At 51.8% G+C, this 17,819-nt stretch carries 13 protein-coding genes; 8 read left to right on the top strand and 5 right to left on the bottom strand.

Going from position 1 to position 17,819, the window contains the following annotated elements:
* Window positions 1-20: 20 nt before the first annotated feature.
* The 5 genes from LKH74_RS04140 to LKH74_RS04160 all read left to right on the top strand — a co-directional run bounded on the left by LKH74_RS04140 (window position 21) and on the right by LKH74_RS04160 (window position 8,576).
* Window positions 21-1,613 carry a TIGR03766 family XrtG-associated glycosyltransferase gene (locus LKH74_RS04140; protein WP_287788331.1) on the top strand — a complete coding sequence of 531 codons (1,593 nt, stop codon included), beginning with the start codon at window positions 21-23 and terminating at the stop codon, window positions 1,611-1,613.
* A 642-nt stretch (window positions 1,614-2,255) separates the two neighbouring features.
* A complete protein-coding gene (locus LKH74_RS04145) occupies window positions 2,256-4,715 on the top strand; it encodes a phosphoketolase family protein (RefSeq protein ID WP_287788332.1) in 2,460 nt (819 codons plus the stop codon).
* Window positions 4,716-4,989: 274 nt separating this feature from the next.
* Window positions 4,990-6,480, top strand: a complete 1,491-nt coding sequence (locus LKH74_RS04150; RefSeq protein WP_287788334.1) for a DUF5776 domain-containing protein — start codon at window positions 4,990-4,992, stop codon at window positions 6,478-6,480.
* A 171-nt stretch (window positions 6,481-6,651) separates the two neighbouring features.
* Window positions 6,652-7,599 carry a helix-turn-helix transcriptional regulator gene (locus tag LKH74_RS04155; protein ID WP_287788335.1) on the top strand — a complete coding sequence of 316 codons (948 nt, stop codon included), beginning with the start codon at window positions 6,652-6,654 and terminating at the stop codon, window positions 7,597-7,599.
* A 329-nt stretch (window positions 7,600-7,928) separates the two neighbouring features.
* Window positions 7,929-8,576 (top strand): hypothetical protein, encoded by a 648-nt coding sequence (locus LKH74_RS04160; RefSeq protein ID WP_287788337.1) that lies wholly within the window; start codon window positions 7,929-7,931, stop codon window positions 8,574-8,576.
* An 88-nt stretch (window positions 8,577-8,664) separates the two neighbouring features.
* On the opposite strand, the gene LKH74_RS04165 is transcribed toward LKH74_RS04160, so the two are convergent.
* Genes LKH74_RS04165 through LKH74_RS04180 form a run of 4 tightly spaced genes read right to left on the bottom strand, consistent with a single transcriptional unit; the run spans window position 8,665 to window position 12,692 of the window.
* Window positions 8,665-9,924 (bottom strand): extracellular solute-binding protein, encoded by a 1,260-nt coding sequence (locus LKH74_RS04165; RefSeq protein ID WP_167850107.1) that lies wholly within the window; start codon window positions 9,922-9,924, stop codon window positions 8,665-8,667.
* Window positions 9,921-10,748: a carbohydrate ABC transporter permease gene (locus tag LKH74_RS04170; protein WP_287788338.1), complete on the bottom strand. Its 828-nt coding sequence runs from the start codon at window positions 10,746-10,748 to the stop codon at window positions 9,921-9,923. Before LKH74_RS04170 ends, LKH74_RS04165 begins: the two co-directional genes overlap by 4 nt.
* On the bottom strand, window positions 10,748-11,656 hold the full coding sequence (locus tag LKH74_RS04175; protein ID WP_287788339.1) for a carbohydrate ABC transporter permease: 909 nt from the start codon (window positions 11,654-11,656) through the stop codon (window positions 10,748-10,750). Before LKH74_RS04175 ends, LKH74_RS04170 begins: the two co-directional genes overlap by 1 nt.
* Complete coding sequence (locus LKH74_RS04180) at window positions 11,649-12,692, bottom strand: ABC transporter ATP-binding protein (RefSeq protein WP_287788341.1); 1,044 nt, start codon at window positions 12,690-12,692, stop codon at window positions 11,649-11,651. Before LKH74_RS04180 ends, LKH74_RS04175 begins: the two co-directional genes overlap by 8 nt.
* A gap of 262 nt (window positions 12,693-12,954) precedes the next feature.
* On the opposite strand from LKH74_RS04180, the gene LKH74_RS04185 reads away from it, so the two are divergent.
* The 3 genes from LKH74_RS04185 (at window position 12,955) to LKH74_RS04195 (ending at window position 16,190) form a co-directional block, all read left to right on the top strand.
* Window positions 12,955-13,209, top strand: a complete 255-nt coding sequence (locus tag LKH74_RS04185; RefSeq protein ID WP_287788343.1) for a winged helix-turn-helix domain-containing protein — start codon at window positions 12,955-12,957, stop codon at window positions 13,207-13,209.
* Window positions 13,210-13,744: 535 nt separating this feature from the next.
* On the top strand, window positions 13,745-14,413 hold the full coding sequence (locus tag LKH74_RS04190) for a GNAT family N-acetyltransferase (protein WP_167850105.1): 669 nt from the start codon (window positions 13,745-13,747) through the stop codon (window positions 14,411-14,413).
* 646 nt (window positions 14,414-15,059) lie between these two features.
* Window positions 15,060-16,190, top strand: coding sequence for a GGDEF domain-containing protein (locus LKH74_RS04195; protein WP_287788344.1), 1,131 nt, complete (start codon window positions 15,060-15,062; stop codon window positions 16,188-16,190).
* A 170-nt stretch (window positions 16,191-16,360) separates the two neighbouring features.
* Here the strand turns inward: LKH74_RS04195 and LKH74_RS04200 are convergent, their stop codons facing one another.
* Window positions 16,361-17,818 carry an Ig-like domain-containing protein gene (locus tag LKH74_RS04200; protein WP_225428660.1) on the bottom strand — a complete coding sequence of 486 codons (1,458 nt, stop codon included), beginning with the start codon at window positions 17,816-17,818 and terminating at the stop codon, window positions 16,361-16,363.
* Between the last annotated feature and the right edge of the window lies 1 nt (window position 17,819).

The raw sequence follows: 17,819 nt of genomic DNA on the forward strand, positions 1-17,819 counted from the left end.
GAAACCCCAGGCGGACGACCATGCGTAGGTTCTACAACTTCAGCCAAAGCGTCATCAATTTCTTCTGGCGGATTCTGTTTTTCCTGACGCTGTTTTTCGCGCTGACGTCGCCGAACATTATTTTGGGAGACAATGCCACGTTTGGCACCAGTACCACGCTATTGACGACGGGATTGGTGATTGGCATCGTGGCGATTTTGGTCATGAACTATGCCTATCCACGGGTTCATGCGTGGTTGGTGAAAGTACTAATTACGGAACAGTTGCGAACGGGACGCTGGTTGTTGCTACTGATATTGGTGGGGCAGATTTTCTTCGTCTACTTTGTGCATCCCAATAGTGGGTTTGATTCGGGGATGTTGTTGCACACAGCGACAGATCCCACGAGTGTTTTAGATCCAGATGTGACCTCATATTTTAGTTTGAACGTGAACAACTTGCCCATTATGTTGTTTATGCATTGGCTATCAACAACCTTTAATCAAACCACCTGGGAATTTTTTGACTTTGTCACGTTATTTTTTGTAGACCTATCGGCGATTTTTAACCTGTTGAGTGTTCGGCTGGTTCAGAAGAGAGCCCTGGGCACGGCGATGTACATTCAGGCAGCCTGGCTGGCGGTCTTTCCCAGCATTATCATGCCCTATACTGATGCCTGGGGGTTACCGTTAGTGTCGTTCTATCTGCTGTGCTATTTCACGATGCGCAAGTCGACCATGCCGTCGTTGATTCGGGCGGCCGCGGCCAATGGCTTCGGTATCAGTGTGATGCTGACCTACTTTATGAAGCCATCATCAATCATTCCAGTGATTGCGATTGCTATTATTGAAATGTTGGTTGCACTGGTCAATCACAAACGTCTGGGTCTTGAAACACTGTTCATTGCCTTTGCGATGTTGCTGTTTATCGGTCGGAGTGGCTATGAGACCTATCAGTACGTCAATCACAAAGTTGAAAATCAAACGTACATTCAGGTTGATCGGTCGCGTGCCATTCCGGCTATTCACTTTGCAGCGATGGGTGTTTATGGCCAGGGCGGTTACAGTTGGTGGCAAGCGGTAGAGATGACCTTTTTGCCGACGAAAAAGCAAAAGACGGATTACTCCGTGATGATGCTAAAAAAACGACTGAAAAAATTAGGACCAGTAGGTTATCTGAAGTTTTTAGTCATGAAGCAACGGAACAATACGGCTGATGGAACCTTTGGCTGGCTCAAGGAAGGGCACTTCTTCTTAGAAAATCAAAAACCAAATAATAACGGAATTACCAACAAGCTGAAAAATTTCATTTACTTGTACGGGAGACATATCGCTGACTTCAGATTTGCGGCGCAGCTGTGGTGGATTTGCTTGCTGGTCATCATCGCGCTGGGATTCGGTCCCGAGCGTCGCGTAATTCAAATTTTACGGCTAGCTATGGTTGGCGGTTTTATGTTTTTGTTGCTCTTTGAAGGTGGTCGGAGCCGGTACTTGATACAGTACCTACCGTGCTTACTACTGCTGGCAACCTTTTCTTATGAACGGGTCGTCATTAACGTTAAGCGCCTGGCCGGTGTGTATGAACGTAAGCTTGATGCGGCTATTGCGGCAGATGAGCAGGAACAAAATTCATAGCAATTAAGCGAGTGGGACAGACGGCAATCAGCGGTCTTAAGCGGAACCGGCTGGTTTTTGGCGCACGTTTCAGCTGTGTAAAAGAGAAGCAAATGAACCTGGGAGATTTTCCCAGGTTTTTTTCTATCATGATGCTTTGTTACTAGGCGCGATAGGCGGCCAGTGCGGATCGCGGTGGTGGGCGACGCCGTCTCATTGACAGACAGAAATCCTAAAGAAAACCGTAAGCTCACCGCCAGCCTGACCAATCACGAGCACCCAGCTAGGGCCTCTGCTATACTCAAGCCACCGTTGCAGTCAGTTTTCATCGGGATTTTGACGAAAAATGGCGATTGCTGAGCAAACTCGACCGTGTTGGTTCGGAAGTTTGCTATACTATGAACGGAAATGGGTTAATTTAAGAAAACTTGTCAGGACAACCACAAGGAAGGATGTGCCTGCCACGAAGTTCTGAAATTACCGCGCAATTTTTCCAACTGGCGCCATTTGAAAACCAATTAATTTTATAATTGGGACGAACCAATTATAAAAAAGGTTGACTTTTCGAAAAAGTTTAGTATGATTAAAGAATACAAATTAGCTACGGCTGATTGACGTTAATTGTTGCAAAGCAAGTTACCTAACGAAGGAGTGTAAGAATTCATGGCAGTAGATTACGATTCCAAGTCTTACTTGGAAAAAGTTGACGCTTGGTGGCGTGCCACGACGTACCTTTCCGGTGGTATGATCTTCCTGAAGAGCAACCCATTGTTCTCAGTAACGAACACACCAATCCAAAAAGATGACGTTAAGGTGAAGCCTATCGGGCACTGGGGTACGATCTCAGGACAAACGTTCCTGTACGCCCACGCCAACCGTTTGATCAACAAGTACGGCTTGAACATGTTCTATATCGGTGGTCCCGGTCACGGTGGCCAAGTTATGGTAACGAACTCTTACTTGGATGGGACTTACACGGATGCATATCCAGAAATCACCCAAGACCTTGAAGGGATGTCTCGCTTATACAAGCGCTTCTCCTTCCCTGGTGGTATCGGTTCCCACATGACTGCCCAAACGCCTGGTTCACTCCACGAAGGTGGGGAACTTGGTTACTCCCTTTCCCACGCAACTGGTGCTGTCTTAGACAACCCAGACCAAATCGCCTTCACTGTTGTCGGTGATGGGGAAGTTGAAACTGGTCCAGCCATGACTGCTTGGAACTCCATCAAGTTCTTGAACCCTAAGAACGACGGTGCTGTTTTACCAATCCTTGACTTAAACGGCTTCAAGATTTCTAACCCAACGCTGTTCTCACGGATGAGCGATGACAAGATTGCTAAGTTCTTCGAAGGCTTAGGCTGGTCACCACGTTTCCTTGAAAACGACGATATCCACGATTACATGACTTATCACGAAAAGGCTGCGCAATTATTTGACCAAGCCATCGCTGATATTCAACAAATCCAAAAGGATGCTCGCGAAAACGGCAAGTACGAAGATGGGACTATCCCAGCTTGGCCAGTTGTTATCGCACGTTTGCCTAAGGGTTGGGGCGGTCCTCAAAAGAACCCAGCCGGCGAACCAATCGAAGGCTCCTTCCGTGCTCACCAAGTTCCGCTTGGCTTGAGCCAAAACAACTTTGATGAATTACCAGAATTCGAAGCTTGGATGAACTCATACAAGCCAGCCGAATTATTCAACACGGATGGTTCATTGAAGGCAGAAGTCGCTGACTTTGCGCCTAAGGGCGACAAGCGGATGGCTGCTAACCCAGTTGCTAACGGTGGCCGTGCTCGCGGTGCCAAGGCCGACATGCTCGACTTGCCTAACTGGAAAGACTTCGCTAACGACATCAACGAAAACAACCGTGGGACGCAATTGCCAGATGGCAACAAGAACATGGACATGAACGTTCTGTCAACCTTCTTCGCTGGCGTTGCTACGAAGAACCCATCATCATTCCGTGTATTCGGCCCTGATGAAACGATGTCTAACCGTCTTTGGGAAATGTTCAAGATTACCAACCGTCAATGGATGAGTAAGGTCAAGGAACCAAATGACCAATACGAAGCTCCTGAAGGTCGTATCTTGGATGCCCAATTATCAGAACACCAAGCTGAAGGTTGGCTTGAAGGTTACACCTTAACTGGTCGTACCGGTGTGTTCACGTCTTACGAATCATTCTTGCGGGTTGTTGACTCCATGACGACGCAACACTTCAAGTGGATCCGTCAGGCTGCCGCAGAACCATGGCGTAACGATTACCCATCCCTGAACTTGGTTTCGACTTCCACTGTGTTCCAACAAGACCACAACGGTTACACTCACCAAGATCCAGGTATGCTGACGCACTTGGCTGAAAAGAAGTCTAACTTCATCCGCCAATACCTGCCAGCCGATGGGAACACGTTATTGGCTGTCTTTGACCGGGCCTTCAAGGACCGTCAAAAGGTCAACCACATCGTTGCTTCCAAGCAACCTCGTCAACAATGGTTCTCAATCGACGAAGCTGAAGAACTGGCTACGACCGGTTTGAAGACGATCGACTGGGCTTCTACTGTTGCTGAAGGCGAAGATGCTGATATCGTCTTTGCTTCTGCTGGTGTTGAACCAACCATCGAAACGTTGGCTGCTGTTGACTTGATCAACGATGCTTTCCCAGCTGTTAAGATGCGTTACGTCAACGTGGTTGAATTAGAACGTCTGCAAAAGAAGAACGGGCCTTTAAACGACGACCGTGCTTTGAGCGATGCTGAATTCACTTCACTCTTCGGCGAATCCGGGACTCCTGTTGTCTTTGCTTTCCACGGTTACGAAGACTTGATCGAATCCTTCTTCTACGAACGTCAACACTTAGGCTTACACGTTCACGGTTACCGTGAAGACGGTGATATCACGACTGCTTACGACATGCGTGTATACTCCGAACTTGACCGGTTCCACCAAGCCAAGGATGCTGCGAACACCTTAGCTGCTAAGGGTGTTATTGACGAAGCTGCCGCTAAGGCCTTCGACAAGAAGATGGATGACATCTTAGCTAAGCACTTCAAGGTTACCCGTGACGAAGGTCATGATATTGAAGAATTCACGAAGTGGGCATGGACTCCACTGAAGAAGTAATTCTTCGATTCAATTAACTTAACATTTCGCGCGTCATGCGCAGAAAAGGATCAACTCCGTTGGGGGTTGGTCCTTTTTGTTTTGGGGGAGGGGTTGCTGGTGATGGGGTGGGACGGCGGCAGATATGAAACCGAAATAAATATCATGATTGAGTGGTAAATCGAACCACTTATTTTACGAAAAAATATTGAAAACGTTTTCTATGCCCTATATAATAAATTTAGATTGTTAACCATTTTGCTGCTAGATTTGGATTAGACTAGGAGGCGAGGTAATGAAGTTCCGCTGGAAATTATTGATCACGGGTGCCATTATTTGTGTGAGCATCATCGTGGGTGGTGTTCGGGGACAGGCTGATGAGCTATCAGTAGCTATGGTACTTGAAGATAACGCCATTAACAGGTCAGTTCATCTAACCGCTCGGGGTTCAATAACTGAGCGTACATTTGAACACGGTACAGTGCAAAACCTACTTAATCAAGATATTGAAGGATCTGAAGATTTTGCGACTACGCTATCTTTGCTTGAAGATATCTCCGGATTAAGCAATGGAATTATCGATAAGGATTATTTACAGGAAAATTATACTCCAGATGTGCAGGAAACATTGCGGGAGTACAGCAAAGAATTGGATTCAGAATCTATCGCAGTTATGGCCCGCGAGTACGGCGCCAATACTGATGGTAATCCAGATAAAAATATCATCATCAGTGAAAAATCTTACAGTATAGAAGAATTCTTAAATACGAAACTGAAAGATGTGACTGGATTTCTTCAGCGATATCCATCAGGAGATATCGCACGGTACATGTTTTACTGGGAAGACTACGATAAGAAAAACGATGGTTCCCAAATGACTGTCACCTATACTAGCTCTGATAACCAGGCTGCTGTTCCGGAGACAAAGACAATTACCGGATATGCGGGGGAGGTCTTGCCGACAGACAAAATAATCCCGAAAATTCCTGGTTATGTGGCTGATAGACAGACACTTCAAATGGCGGATCCAGCCAATTCTAACCAATCAGTGACGGTCCACTACCAAAAGATTCCGGCTACCATTGTAACGCCCACCCAACCGATATCAACGGAACAGCCAGTTGAGTTTCAACCGTTTGCCGTGTATGGTAAGCAGAAGCTTTATCGTTATAGTCGGCCGACCTTCACACACGCAACACGCCTGCAAGGATATGCGAAGAAGGCTAAGGCCTATGCACCACAATTTAAAGTGGTTGGAACGGCTCAGTCGACGCAAGGACGGTTACGATACCGGTTGGATGATGGGACTTATATTACCGCACAACCAGAGTATGTGGCGAAGCTTCATTGGCAAAGTCTTTATCATCGGCTGTATGTGACGCATCCACAAGGCTTGCGGGTATATGCAGATGCTAAGATGAGCCAGCCAGCGCAGTGGTTGAAGCAGGGAACGGCAGTGACAGTTTCTCAAATTGTCCGGCGAGGCACAGAAACGCGCTTTGTTTTATCAGATGGAACTTATATTTCTGGCAGTAAGCAGTGGGTCTCAACAACGCAGCCGCGGCAGGTTACCGGACTTAAGGTGAGACGCCCTGTTCGCCTTTCTAGGGATGTTGATGGCAAAAATGTCCTGCAAACACTGAAACGAGGAGCAATACTAAAAGTTACTGGCTGGGATTATACTCGGCGGACGGATACTCAACAGCAAGGCGTTAAACGCTACCGCACAACGCAGGGATATGTAACGGCGAATTCCAAGTTTGTTACGGTAATGATGGCAAAATAATAGTAGATAGCAAAGAGTGGGACCACACCCACTCTTTTTCACGTTCGGCCGCGAAAAAAATCCAACAGGCGGTTTACTTTTACAGAGTAACGCTCCATAATGGTGGATATAGTCTTGGTTAAATTAGGGCTGAACTAGTAACATTGTGACAGAACGAGCGAGGTGAGAGTGGTGCAAAGTAATCAGCGGATAGCGGAATTAATGGTGCGGCTAATGTCCGGCGAAACCCTGAGGCAAAGCGATTTAGAAGCCAAATACGGGGTCAGTCGGCGGACTTGTCAGCGGGATTTTGCTTATATTCGCAGTGCCTTATCGGAATACGTGGCCGGCAATCTGCTGGAAGAGCAGGGGACGTACCGGTTGGCGCGGCAAAGCGAGGAGACCGACTTTGAAATGGCCCTGACCACCAGCAACATTCTCATCGGTTCGCGGGCCCTGGACCAAGACGAGCTGAACGGCACGTTGAACTTTTTGGTGGACAGCCTCTCGCCGCAAATGCAAGAAGCCGTCCGCCAACAGCTGACGTTATCGCGCGGCAGTTACGTTCCACTATCACGCGCCAAGCCCCTGTTGAAGCGCCTAAAGGACATGACGGAAAGCATCGCCCAGATGCAGCGGCTAGTCTTCACGTATCGCGGCAGTAGTGGCGACGACCAACAGCCCCAAGTCCATCACGCCCAGCCGGTGGCGATATTTTTTGAAACGTACTACTTCTACGTGGCCATGTTGAGCGAAGAACACGGCGGCTATTGGTTATATCGGCTCGACCGCATCGTGGAGATCTTGGCGCAATTACCCGGTGAAAAGCTGGACTACGCCAAGCGTTTTTCGCTGCAAGAGCACCGCAACTACACGTATTTGCTGGACACCGGCGAACTCACGCAGATTCGCTTCCTGTACCGTAATTACCCGCAAACGGCGCTGGACCATTTTCCGGGGTCACGGATCATCAAGCAAAATGCCGATGGTAGCTGCGTCATCGAGGCCTACGTCAAAACGGACGGGGCCATGCTGTGGTTGCTGAGTCAGGGTGCCGGTCTGCGCGTGTTGTCACCGGTGTCGCTGGTCCGCCGGGTGCGCAATGCGCTGGCAGCGGCGCGAGATCAGTATGATGATTAATGTGATGATAGGGAAATGCACTAAATTGGATAGATTCGAGGGCCTGGGACAAAACCTCCCAGGCCCGTTCGCGTCACCTTTACCTAGCCGAAACGTGCGCCAAAAGGCAGCCGGTTCCGCTTAAAACTGCTAACCAAACAATCCAAGCCCGGGATTATTCGGTTAGCAGCCTTAATGCTCGCCAGCTAATCGCCTTTTGCCCCACTCTCTTTTTATTTTGCCTATTTTTAGCGGACAGCGCGCTAGTGACAAATTGTGGCACCCCCATTTTGTATAATCAAGGTAGCACCTGGTCATTTAACCGGGTCAACTAAGGAGGATGCATACATATGAAAATGGTTAAATTTGTTAGTGCACTGTTAGTGGCGGTGGGATGTGGCCTGTTGGCTAGTGGCACGCTCACCACGCCCACATCCGCTCAAGCAGCGGTTAAGACCCACAAGGTGACGAAACTGCCGAAGACCTTTCGGGGAACTTGGTACAACAAAGGCCACAAGTTTAAGGTGACAGCCAAGAAGTTCGGGCCATCGACTTACCGGAAGAAACATGATACTAATGCGATTGCCAGCAGCGAGCGGTACTTCATGCCATACACCTTGAGCAAACCCAAGCACACTATGTATTTGGTCACCAGCATGGGAATCAACACGATTCGGCGGACTAAAATCGGTGGCCGCGCTGTATTGATCCGTTATGATGAGCAAGAACACGGCAATCAGCTGACTATCTATACCAAAGCGAAGAAGGCCAAGCAACAAAAGAATGTTTTCGCCACCAATCCCTTTGGTATCAACATTACGACCCGCAAGGACGCCTTAAACAATCAAAAAGGGTATCGCAAGATGAATCCCACTGTGAAAAAGTACTTACGTCAAGCAATGAAAAAGAAAGTTGATCAAATCAAGTTCAAACCGTTTAAGGGCATTAAGATTACGTCGTACACAGCTTATGGATTCTTTAATAAAGTTGCTCATTGATAATCGTTTTCACTAGTTGTATGACAAAGGCGGACTAACACGTCGATAGGACTTATCGGTGTGCTAGTCCGCCTTTTTATAGATAAACTTATTCACCATCCGTTTGCAAGGCCGTCAACTTTCGCTGCAGCTGGGCCAATCCCTGTTTGGGAGTCGTTTGGAGCGTTGCCAGCTCGTCGGCGACTTGAGTAGCGGCGTTTTGCGTTTCACTATACCCGTAGAAGGCGGTGTCTGGTTTGCCATACGGCAGGGACTTGACGGTGGCCTGGGCGGCGGGGTTCTTGGCCAGGTAATTGCGGTAATCTTGGCTCCGCAAGGCCTTGGTGGTCAATGGTAGGTAGCCCGTGGCCTTGGCCCATTTGAGCGTCTGTTTTTCGGCCAGCAGGAATTTCATCAGCGCTGCAGCCCCGCGGCGTTGGGCCGGAGAAGCCGAGTTGAACATGACCAGTTCGTTGCCTTGTACGGCGTAGACCCGCGGATTGCCGCGGAAGCTAGGCATCTTGGCGGCCGACCAGTGAAGCCCCTTGGGTGTGTTGGTCTGCATGATGCCAATGGCCGCGGAAGTTCCCGTGTAAAAGAGCGTCTTGCCCTTGAGAAAACGGACGTTACCGAAGCCATCCGTTCCTGCCGTGGCGGCCGTTTGGTGCTTGATCATTTGGTAGATCACGTCGGTCGCGGCCAACATCTGGGGGCTCGATAGCCGCGGGTGCTTGGCGACCAGCGGCGTGCCAGCTTGACAGGCCAAGGCACTCCATTGCGGCCGGAAGGTTTGGTCGAGGGCGAGTCCGGTGTAGCCGTGGGCGTGGGCCTTCGCCGCGTCACGTACCAGGTCGTGCCAGGTCCGTGGGACGGTCAGGTGAAGCTGCCGCAAGAGGTCTTGGTTATAGAAGAGCAAACCAATCGACTTGGAAAAAGGCATGGCGTAAGTTTTCCCCTGATACTGGCTGACCTGGCGCAACGTGGGGTCGATGCGATTGAGCGTGCGTTTAGAAATATAGCCGTTGAGCGGGACGATAAATTTGCCGTGTAAATAATCAGGGACGTTGGTATAAGTCGTCTGGGCTAACGTTGGCAGCGTCTGTGATTTGGCTGCGGCCGTAATTTTTTGCTGGACGTTGGCGAAGTTGCCCTGACCGCTGGCGACCACGCGATACTGGGTCTGCGAATGGTTGAAATCGCGAATCATGGCGTTGAGCGTCTGCTGGCTGGTGCCGGTCATACCGTGCCAGAAGGTCACCGTAGTCCGTTTGGCCGGCGTGGGTGTTGCCGTTTGGCGACCACAGGCACCGAGCACACCTAAGAGGCTGAGCGTGGCCATGAGTAGGAGATAGCGCGAAAATTTTTTCATTGGGTTGATCCTTTCCACCGGGATTGCGTGATTCCCAGCATCAGATATTTTTGCAAGCATACGTAAAGAATCAGTAGCGGTAAAATGACACAGACCGAGGCCGCCATTAAGAGCGGGTAGTTGGTCCCTTGTTCACTGGTAAAGGCCATCAAGCCGACCGGTAGCGTGCGGAACTGATCGCTGTTGGTCATGATTAGGGGCCACATGAAGGCGTTCCACGAGGCAATCACTTGGAGGACCGCCACGGCCGTGATGATGGGCCGGTTGGTCGGCACCAGAATGTGCCAGAGGTATTGCCAATCGCTGGCGCCGTCGATGTGAGCCGCATAGTAGAGCGACCGGGGCTGTGACTGAAAGGCCTGGTGGAGCGTGACCACCATGAAGACGCTGGCTAGCCAGGGGATGATCAGCGCGGCGTAGGTGTTGACCCAGTGAAGTTGCGCAATCGTCACGAAGTTGGGAATCAGCAGCAGTTCACCGGGAACCAGCATCAAGGCGACGAGCAGGCCGAATAGAAAGCGGCGACCGTAGAACTGCAGGTGGGTGAAGGCAAAGGCGGCCAGCAGACTGCTGAAGAGTTGTCCCAGCGTGGTGGTCGTCGTGACCAGCAGCGAGTTGAGCCAGTACTGGGTAAACGGCGCCAGTTGCCAGACGTGCTGATAATTGACCCACTGCAAGGTTCGCGGCAGCCAGTTGGTCGGCATCGTCAAGGTGGTCGTCGCCGGTTGAAGGCTAGTCAGAATCATCCAGGCAAACGGCAGCAGCATCAAAGTGGCGCCACAGATGAGTAGGAGGTACCACAGGAAAGTTGTCAGCACCCGCATTAGGACCGCCCCCCTAACCGACGACGTTGCCAGCGAAAGTAGCCGTAAGTCAGCAAGGTCAGTAAGCCGACCAAGCAGAACAGGACCACACCGCTAGCCGCCGCCACCGTGAATTGGTTATCGACATAAAATTTTTGATACAGATAAAACATCAGCGTTAAGGCGGAATTGCCGGGACCCGCGGCACCGTGAAATAGCGCGAAGGCCTGGTCGAAGACTTTAAAGTTGGTGACGGCCGTGTTGATGACGATCAGGACCGTCATTGGCAACAGGAGTGGCCAGGTCACGTTGGTGAATCGCTGCCAAGCGTTGGCGCCATCGAGTTGCGCCACGCGCGTGTATTTAGCATCGATCCGGTTGAGTCCGGCGAGAAACAAGACGACATTGAAGCCAAGTCCCTGCCAGACGCAGACCACGATGAGGGCCAGTAAGGCGACGTGCGGGTCGTTGAGCCAGTCGATGGGGGAAATGCCCAGGTGCTGCAGGCTGACATTTAACAGGCCGCCGTCCAGGCGAAAGATCCAGTTCCAAACTAGTCCCGTGGCAATCGTGGCGGTAACGAAGGGAAGAAAATAGATGGTCTGAAAGAAGCGGGCCAGCCGGGGGATACGGTTGAGTCCCAGCGCAATCACCAAGGCCAAAGCCACGGTCACGGGCATCGCCACGAAGACCAGGCAGAGGGTGTTGCGCAGCGCCAGATGAAAGAGGGGGTCGTGCCAGAGGTAGGCGAAGTTGGCCCAGCCGATTGCGCCAACGTGATTGGTGAAATAGTTGTAGCGCACGTAGCTACTCATGAGGAGGGCGTGAATTAGCGGCCACACGGTAAACACCAGCGTGATGATGAGTAGCGGTGCCAGATACAGCAGGGCCTTGCGGGTGGATTTTAAAGTCGGTTTGGTGTTAAGCAAGGTCGTCACCTCCCGACCACAGACAAGCGCCCTGGGCGTCGAACAGCAGGCAGCCTTGCCGGTCGATCGTGAGCGGCACAGCGGTTGCTGTGGTTGGCGCGATGGCAGTACTGATGAAGTCGCCGTAGCTGGTATGTAAATGAGATTGCGTATCGCGGCCCAGCCGGACTTGCGCGGTGAGCGCTGCGGTCAGCGGTGACGGGGTCGTCGCCACGTGCACGGCTTCGCTCCGGATACCCAGGGTCGTGGCTTGGGCCAATTGTGCGGCTGGCAATAGTGTGCGCAGCGTTGCTGGCAATTTGGTAACCGCACAGAGATTGATCTGTGGTCGGCCGATGAACTGGGCCACGGTCAGATTGTGTGGCGATTGGTAGAGGGCTTGTCCCGTGCCAATTTGTTGCAAACGCCCGTGGGCCAACACCATGATTTCATCGGCAATTTGTAGCGCGTCTTCTTGGTCATGAGTCACGAGCAAGGTCGTCACGCCGGTCTGTCGTTGAATGTGGCGGATGACCGTGCGGAGCTCTTCGCGCAGGGCGGTGTCGAGACTGGATAAGGGTTCATCCAGTAAGAGGAGTGCCGGGTGTTTTGCCAGCGCCCGGGCAATGGCGACGCGTTGCTGCTGGCCGCCGGAAAGCTCTTGGGGAAATTTTCCCAGTTGGTCGGTCAATTGGACCAGGTCAGCCAGCTCGGCGACGCGTTGGTAGCGCGCGGCCTTTTTGAAGCGGGCCATTTTTAAAGGAAAAGCAATGTTATCGCGAACGGTTAGATGCGGATACAGCGCATAGTCTTGAAAGACCATGCCGATGTTGCGTTGGCGACTGTCATAGGTGGTGACGTCGGTTTGGTCAAAGAAAATCTGTCCGGCTTGCGGGGTGAGTAGCCCCGCAAGTAAGTTTAAGATCGTCGACTTCCCACTACCGCTGGGGCCCAAGAGCGCCACCAACCTGCCATCGGGCAACGTACAGCTGAAGTGGTCGAGCAGTGCGGGCTGACGGTCATATGCCAATGTAATCTCGTGAAGCGTGACCTGCATGAAGCCAGTTCCTCCTTTACTTAAAAACGCACGCTTAACGACATTATACGTCGTTAAAAGTAGCTATTGTTCCTTAATTATAGCCTATTCCGACAGCCGGTGGTATCAATAATTTTTCTGGCAGATGGTTGGGGAGTGACCTTTTCTTTGGTGGGTGGTCGCCGGTCAAATTGCCAACCTTTCATTAAAAATTTTTTCCCGCTACGGCTAGACCGGCCAACCGTGCTAAACTAAGGCCACTAAGGTTAAGGGGAGTGGCGTTTTGAAAGTAACGATTTTGTTAGTCGAAGACGAGGAAGGCCTGCGCACGCTGTTGAGCGCCGAGTTGAGGTTTGAAGACTACACCGTGATTCCGTGTGCCAGTGGGGAAGCCGCCTTGACGCAACGCGAATTCGACCTGCTCGTCACGTTCATGCAACACCCGGGCGAGGTCCTGACCCGCGACAACCAGCCGCAAGGCAGCATCTTCGAGGTCACCTGGCCCCGCAAGCTGACAACGACGACAGCGCCACGTTAAAGGGGCCTGAATGGCGGTTAACGGCTCAAAACGATTGGACACAACTAAACGGACCTGTTCGGCTTAAAACGCCGTGACGGGTCTATTTTTAGCTGTTTTCTGAAGGCTGAAAGTAGACTTAACGCGTTGATTGCCGGAGAGGTGGTGTCCTGTCCATTCAAATTGCGGAAACCAGAAGCCTGCGTCAGCCTGGGTGACGGAAATCAGTAACACCGGTCTGTCCCCCATAGCAGGCGGCCCCCCTGGCAGTCGCTGGCAACTGGTTTACACAATTCCGCTGTAAAATGAAACAATTTAATGGCAAACTCTGAGAATTTCTCAGACAAACTTCTTTTAGTTTAGCTAGCAGCCATCGGCGTCGCCCGGTAAAATAAGGACAGTTGATCAGGAAACAACTTGATTAACTGAGGGGTCGGGGAGTAAACAGAATAGAAGTTTTCAGGTTATCGGAGTAAAATGAAAGTAAGCAATGTTAGAAGGACAAATTGGCAGTGACGGGTTGGGGAACCCGTCCGCAGATAAGGAGGCAGCCTCATTGATTAACAAATTTGACATCAGGGCCATGCGGTACGAAGATGTGCCGGCATTGGCAAACATTGTCGGCCGCCTGTGGCGATTTGACCGGACAGATGACCAGCGCAACAATCTGGCTGCCCAGGTTTACTTTCGCCGCTGCATGACCCAACAGAATTACGTGCGGGTCGCGGTTTGGGATCACCAGGTGGTGGGGGCCATCTTGGCGGATACCAAGTACCAAAAGAAGGAACGTTCCTATGATGTATGGCAGTTGTTGGTGGCCAAAGCGGCTTTAGCCGTGCGGCCAGGGGGCTGGCAACTGTTGAAGCAACTCAATGAGCGTAGCGAGATCGATGAACGCTTGCTGGCAAACCTGCAACGGCGCGAGTTCTTGGGGGAAATCGTGCTGTTGATGGTCGACCCGGAATATCAAAATCTGGGGATTGGCCGCGAGCTCATGCACACGGTGGCCACGTACTGGGATGCGGCACCCGTGGACAAGGTTTACTTGTTCACCGCGGTGGCGGGTACGGACCGGTTTTACCGCCAGCATGGTTTTCGCGAAAGCACCCATGAACAGATCGACTGGCAAACAGCGCATCAACAGCGCCGACTGTCCGGGTATCTGTACACGGGGCACGTGCATGATTTGGCGACGGACACCGCGCATCATTTATTGGTAGACTGATTGACACTTCCGAATCCGCTTGAGTTCGGGGGCGTCGCGAGAGACTGGCTGTGGCCAGTCTTTTTTCGTCTAAATGAAGCCGGTGGTTGATGTCGGTGATGACAATTACGCGCGAAGTAATAAGCCGTGCAGACTGTGTGCGATTACCGCTGAGCTTAAATGAAATTAGGACAGCCGTCCATGGATAGCCGACAACTTTCTGCCAATAAGCTGTGACTCTCAGGATAGTGACATCTGTGGGAGGGGGATGGTTATCGAGATGGAGAAAAGACGGTCTGGCCTGGCAAAATTGTTGATCATTAAGTAGCTAACAAACTAAGGTGTGACGGGTGTTCAGCCTCCATCGAGTTTACCCGCAACCAATCCAACCAATGGATTATTAGTTAACCATCAACTTATAAACGTAAACAGAATTGTTCACACAATTCAGCACTTTGCCACATCTGGATATGGTTTTTAAGGGTTAGGCGGTCTATGATGAGACACATGTAATGAATTGGGGTCAAATTGATTGTCGCAAATACATTTTTTGCGGCAAGGTAAACCGTTTCGGTCAATTGCGACCGAACGCTATCGTTGACTTGAACCAGGGCCGGTATCCGGTGCCTGGCTATTCCCGTAAACTTTAAAAGAAGAGGGTTAATTTATGACTTGGTCTCATTGGCAGGTACCGCCGTTTGTTACCAGCGTGTTCTTTGTCCTCGGGGTCTTCACACTCTATTGGGTTTCGTACAATTGGATTGCGTCATGGGCACGGACGCATCGCCTGAGGATTGCGGAGGAAACCATCAACACTTGGTATGGTATTTTGTACATGGTCGTCTTTGCCTTTAGCATTCAGACGTTGGTCGTGGGCACGCACATTTCCTGGCAGTTCATGAATTTCCAGCTGATTGCGATCATTTTCTGTGCGTATTTCTTAAAAATTCATATGCCGGTCTACTCGCTGTTTCCGATTCTGCTGGTCTACATGGTTTTCAACGGGTCACTGGTCTACTGGCAATCCTGGGGGCACGCGCTGACGTTGATGACGTTCTTCATCGTGTTAAATCGGGTGCGCAATAGATTTTACAGCAAGCGGTACGCCGCGTTGATGTATATGGCCGTTGGTATTCCGTTCGGGGGATTGTTATGGCTGTGGATGAAGTTGAAATTCGACTTCTCCTGGATGACCTTCTGGCAAGAATGGCTCTACCTGGTGATTTTCGAAGCGTTGCTATACGTGTACGTCTCCATGTTGATGCACGACACGGAGCTGAAATTGCGGCTGGCGAAATTTGCCAGTCACGACGCGTTGACCCAGACGCGCAACTTTGCCGCCTACACGGAATCCGTCAGCTACCTGTTCAAGGAAAGCCAGACTTCCAACCGGCCGATGGCGATGATGATGTTTGACATCGACCATTTCAAGCACTTCAACGACACCTATGGCCATGCCGTGGGTGACGAGGTGCTACAGCAGGTGGCCACCACGGTCCAGACAGTCCTGGCAGAAAACGATCCGCGCTTGCGGCTGTACCGCACGGGGGGCGAGGAATTCAACGTGTTGTTCCCTGGCTACGACCTGGAAGCCACGCAGCGCATCGTCAACCAAGCCTTCCAGGCGGTCAATCACATGAACATTCACACGGCTAAGACCGTGATCCACGTTTCCATCTCCGTGGGTGTGTCCGAAATCATCGACAAGGACCAGTCGCCGCTGGACTTCTACAACCGCGTCGACCACAACCTGTACCAGTCGAAACGCAATGGCCGAATGCAGATCACGGCGGGGTAGGCTGGGCTGGCCGCCTCCGGTCAAATGGTTTTTGAGTGCTATTAAACAATTACGTGAAAAAAACAAGAAAACATTCCTCAGTGAGTCGGCGGTTGTCGGCGATTCTGGGGAATGTTTTTTTGTGGTGTTCAGTGAGTTTAGCCGCCAGTGTTGCTGGTAGCCGCCAGCAATCAGCTAGGGGCTACCGACAAAGTCCAGGTCATGACGCTCTGGTAGTCGCCGGCCACGATTTGCGGCGCCGGCGGCAGGTTCAGCTCGCTGTCGGTGACGTCGAAGTCCTGGCCGTCGTAGTCACTGGACGTGTAGATTTTCGTGGCCGTTGACGTGTCCGGCACGTTTTCATCCAGCCGCGATGTCGGGTCGTACAGATCCAAAATGGTGGTGCCCAGATTGCCGTCGCTGCCGTCGTCTAGCGTGAAGGGCGCCAGGCTAGCGGTTAGCGTCCAGTCGCCACCGGTCGTGCGACTGTCCATGACGGATAATTCGCCGTTATCGTTGCCGTCATAAGCGCTGCCAGCAGTACCGTAGTCGTGGTTTTCCAGCGTCGTGCTGTCCGCACACAGGGCGTCCACGTCGACGCTGTCAAAATTGAAGTTGGGTACCGCCGTTAAAGCGAGGAGCCCACTCTTGTTGACGGTCAGTAGCGCCGAATTGGTGTTGACCGATTTGGTACTGCCGTTGACCGTGTAGTTGAGCGTCGCGTAGTACGACGTGCCGTTGTCGCCACCCACCGTGGTTTTCGCAACGGTGTAGCTGGTGCTGGTCGAGTTCAGGGCCGTAGCGGTGCCATCCTCCACCCGATACCAGTTGGCAACGCTCATGCCATCTGGCAGGTCCTTGAGGGTGAAGGTGGCATCACTGCCTTCGTTGACCGTGACGTTTTGCAGCGCCCCAATCGCAATCTTGACCGAATCACTATGGCCGTTGCTGGTCCCGGTGATGGTGACGATGCCGTGGTCGTTAGCCGTGCCGCTGGTGTCGCTGGACGTATTCGTGGCGGTAACGTTGCCGTAGTCGTCGACGCTCGCCAGCGACGGATTGCTGCTGGTCCAGGTGATGGGGTCGGTCGCGGTGCTAGGCGTCAGTGTGGCGTGGACCGTGGTCGACTCGCCGTTGTACAGCCCCGGACTGTCGCTAGTGACCTGAATGTCCGTGGTTGGGACCCGGCTGGGCGTGATGGTAACGGTCGCGATGCGTGACCATTCGCTGTAAAATAGGCCGATACCGGTAAAATCATATTCACATTGAAAATACAGCTGGGTGGGACTGGAGACCTGCGGCGCGGTAAACGTATAGGTCGTGCTGTTGGACCCCACGGTGCTGTAAGTGTCGCCACCGTCCGTGGATTCCCACCAAACGTATTTCCGACTGCCAAAGGGGTTGGTAATGGCTTCCAAAATGTTCCGTGTCCCCTGAGCGGCTAGCGTCACGGTATCGCCGGAAACGTGGTTTGAATCGATGGGCTCTTGAGTGAAGCCACCGGCGAGGTTGATGCCCATGATCGACGTGGGTGGCGAGGTCGGTGTCTGGGGCGCGCTCGCGGCGTGGGCGGAGACGCCAATGCTGAGGCCGGCAATCAGGACGAAGAGGCTGACACCGGCGCGTTTGAGAAACTGTGTAATCGCCATG

The organism is Levilactobacillus sp., from assembly GCF_022646225.1.
Taxonomy (GTDB): Bacteria; Bacillota; Bacilli; order Lactobacillales; family Lactobacillaceae; genus Levilactobacillus; species Levilactobacillus suantsaiihabitans.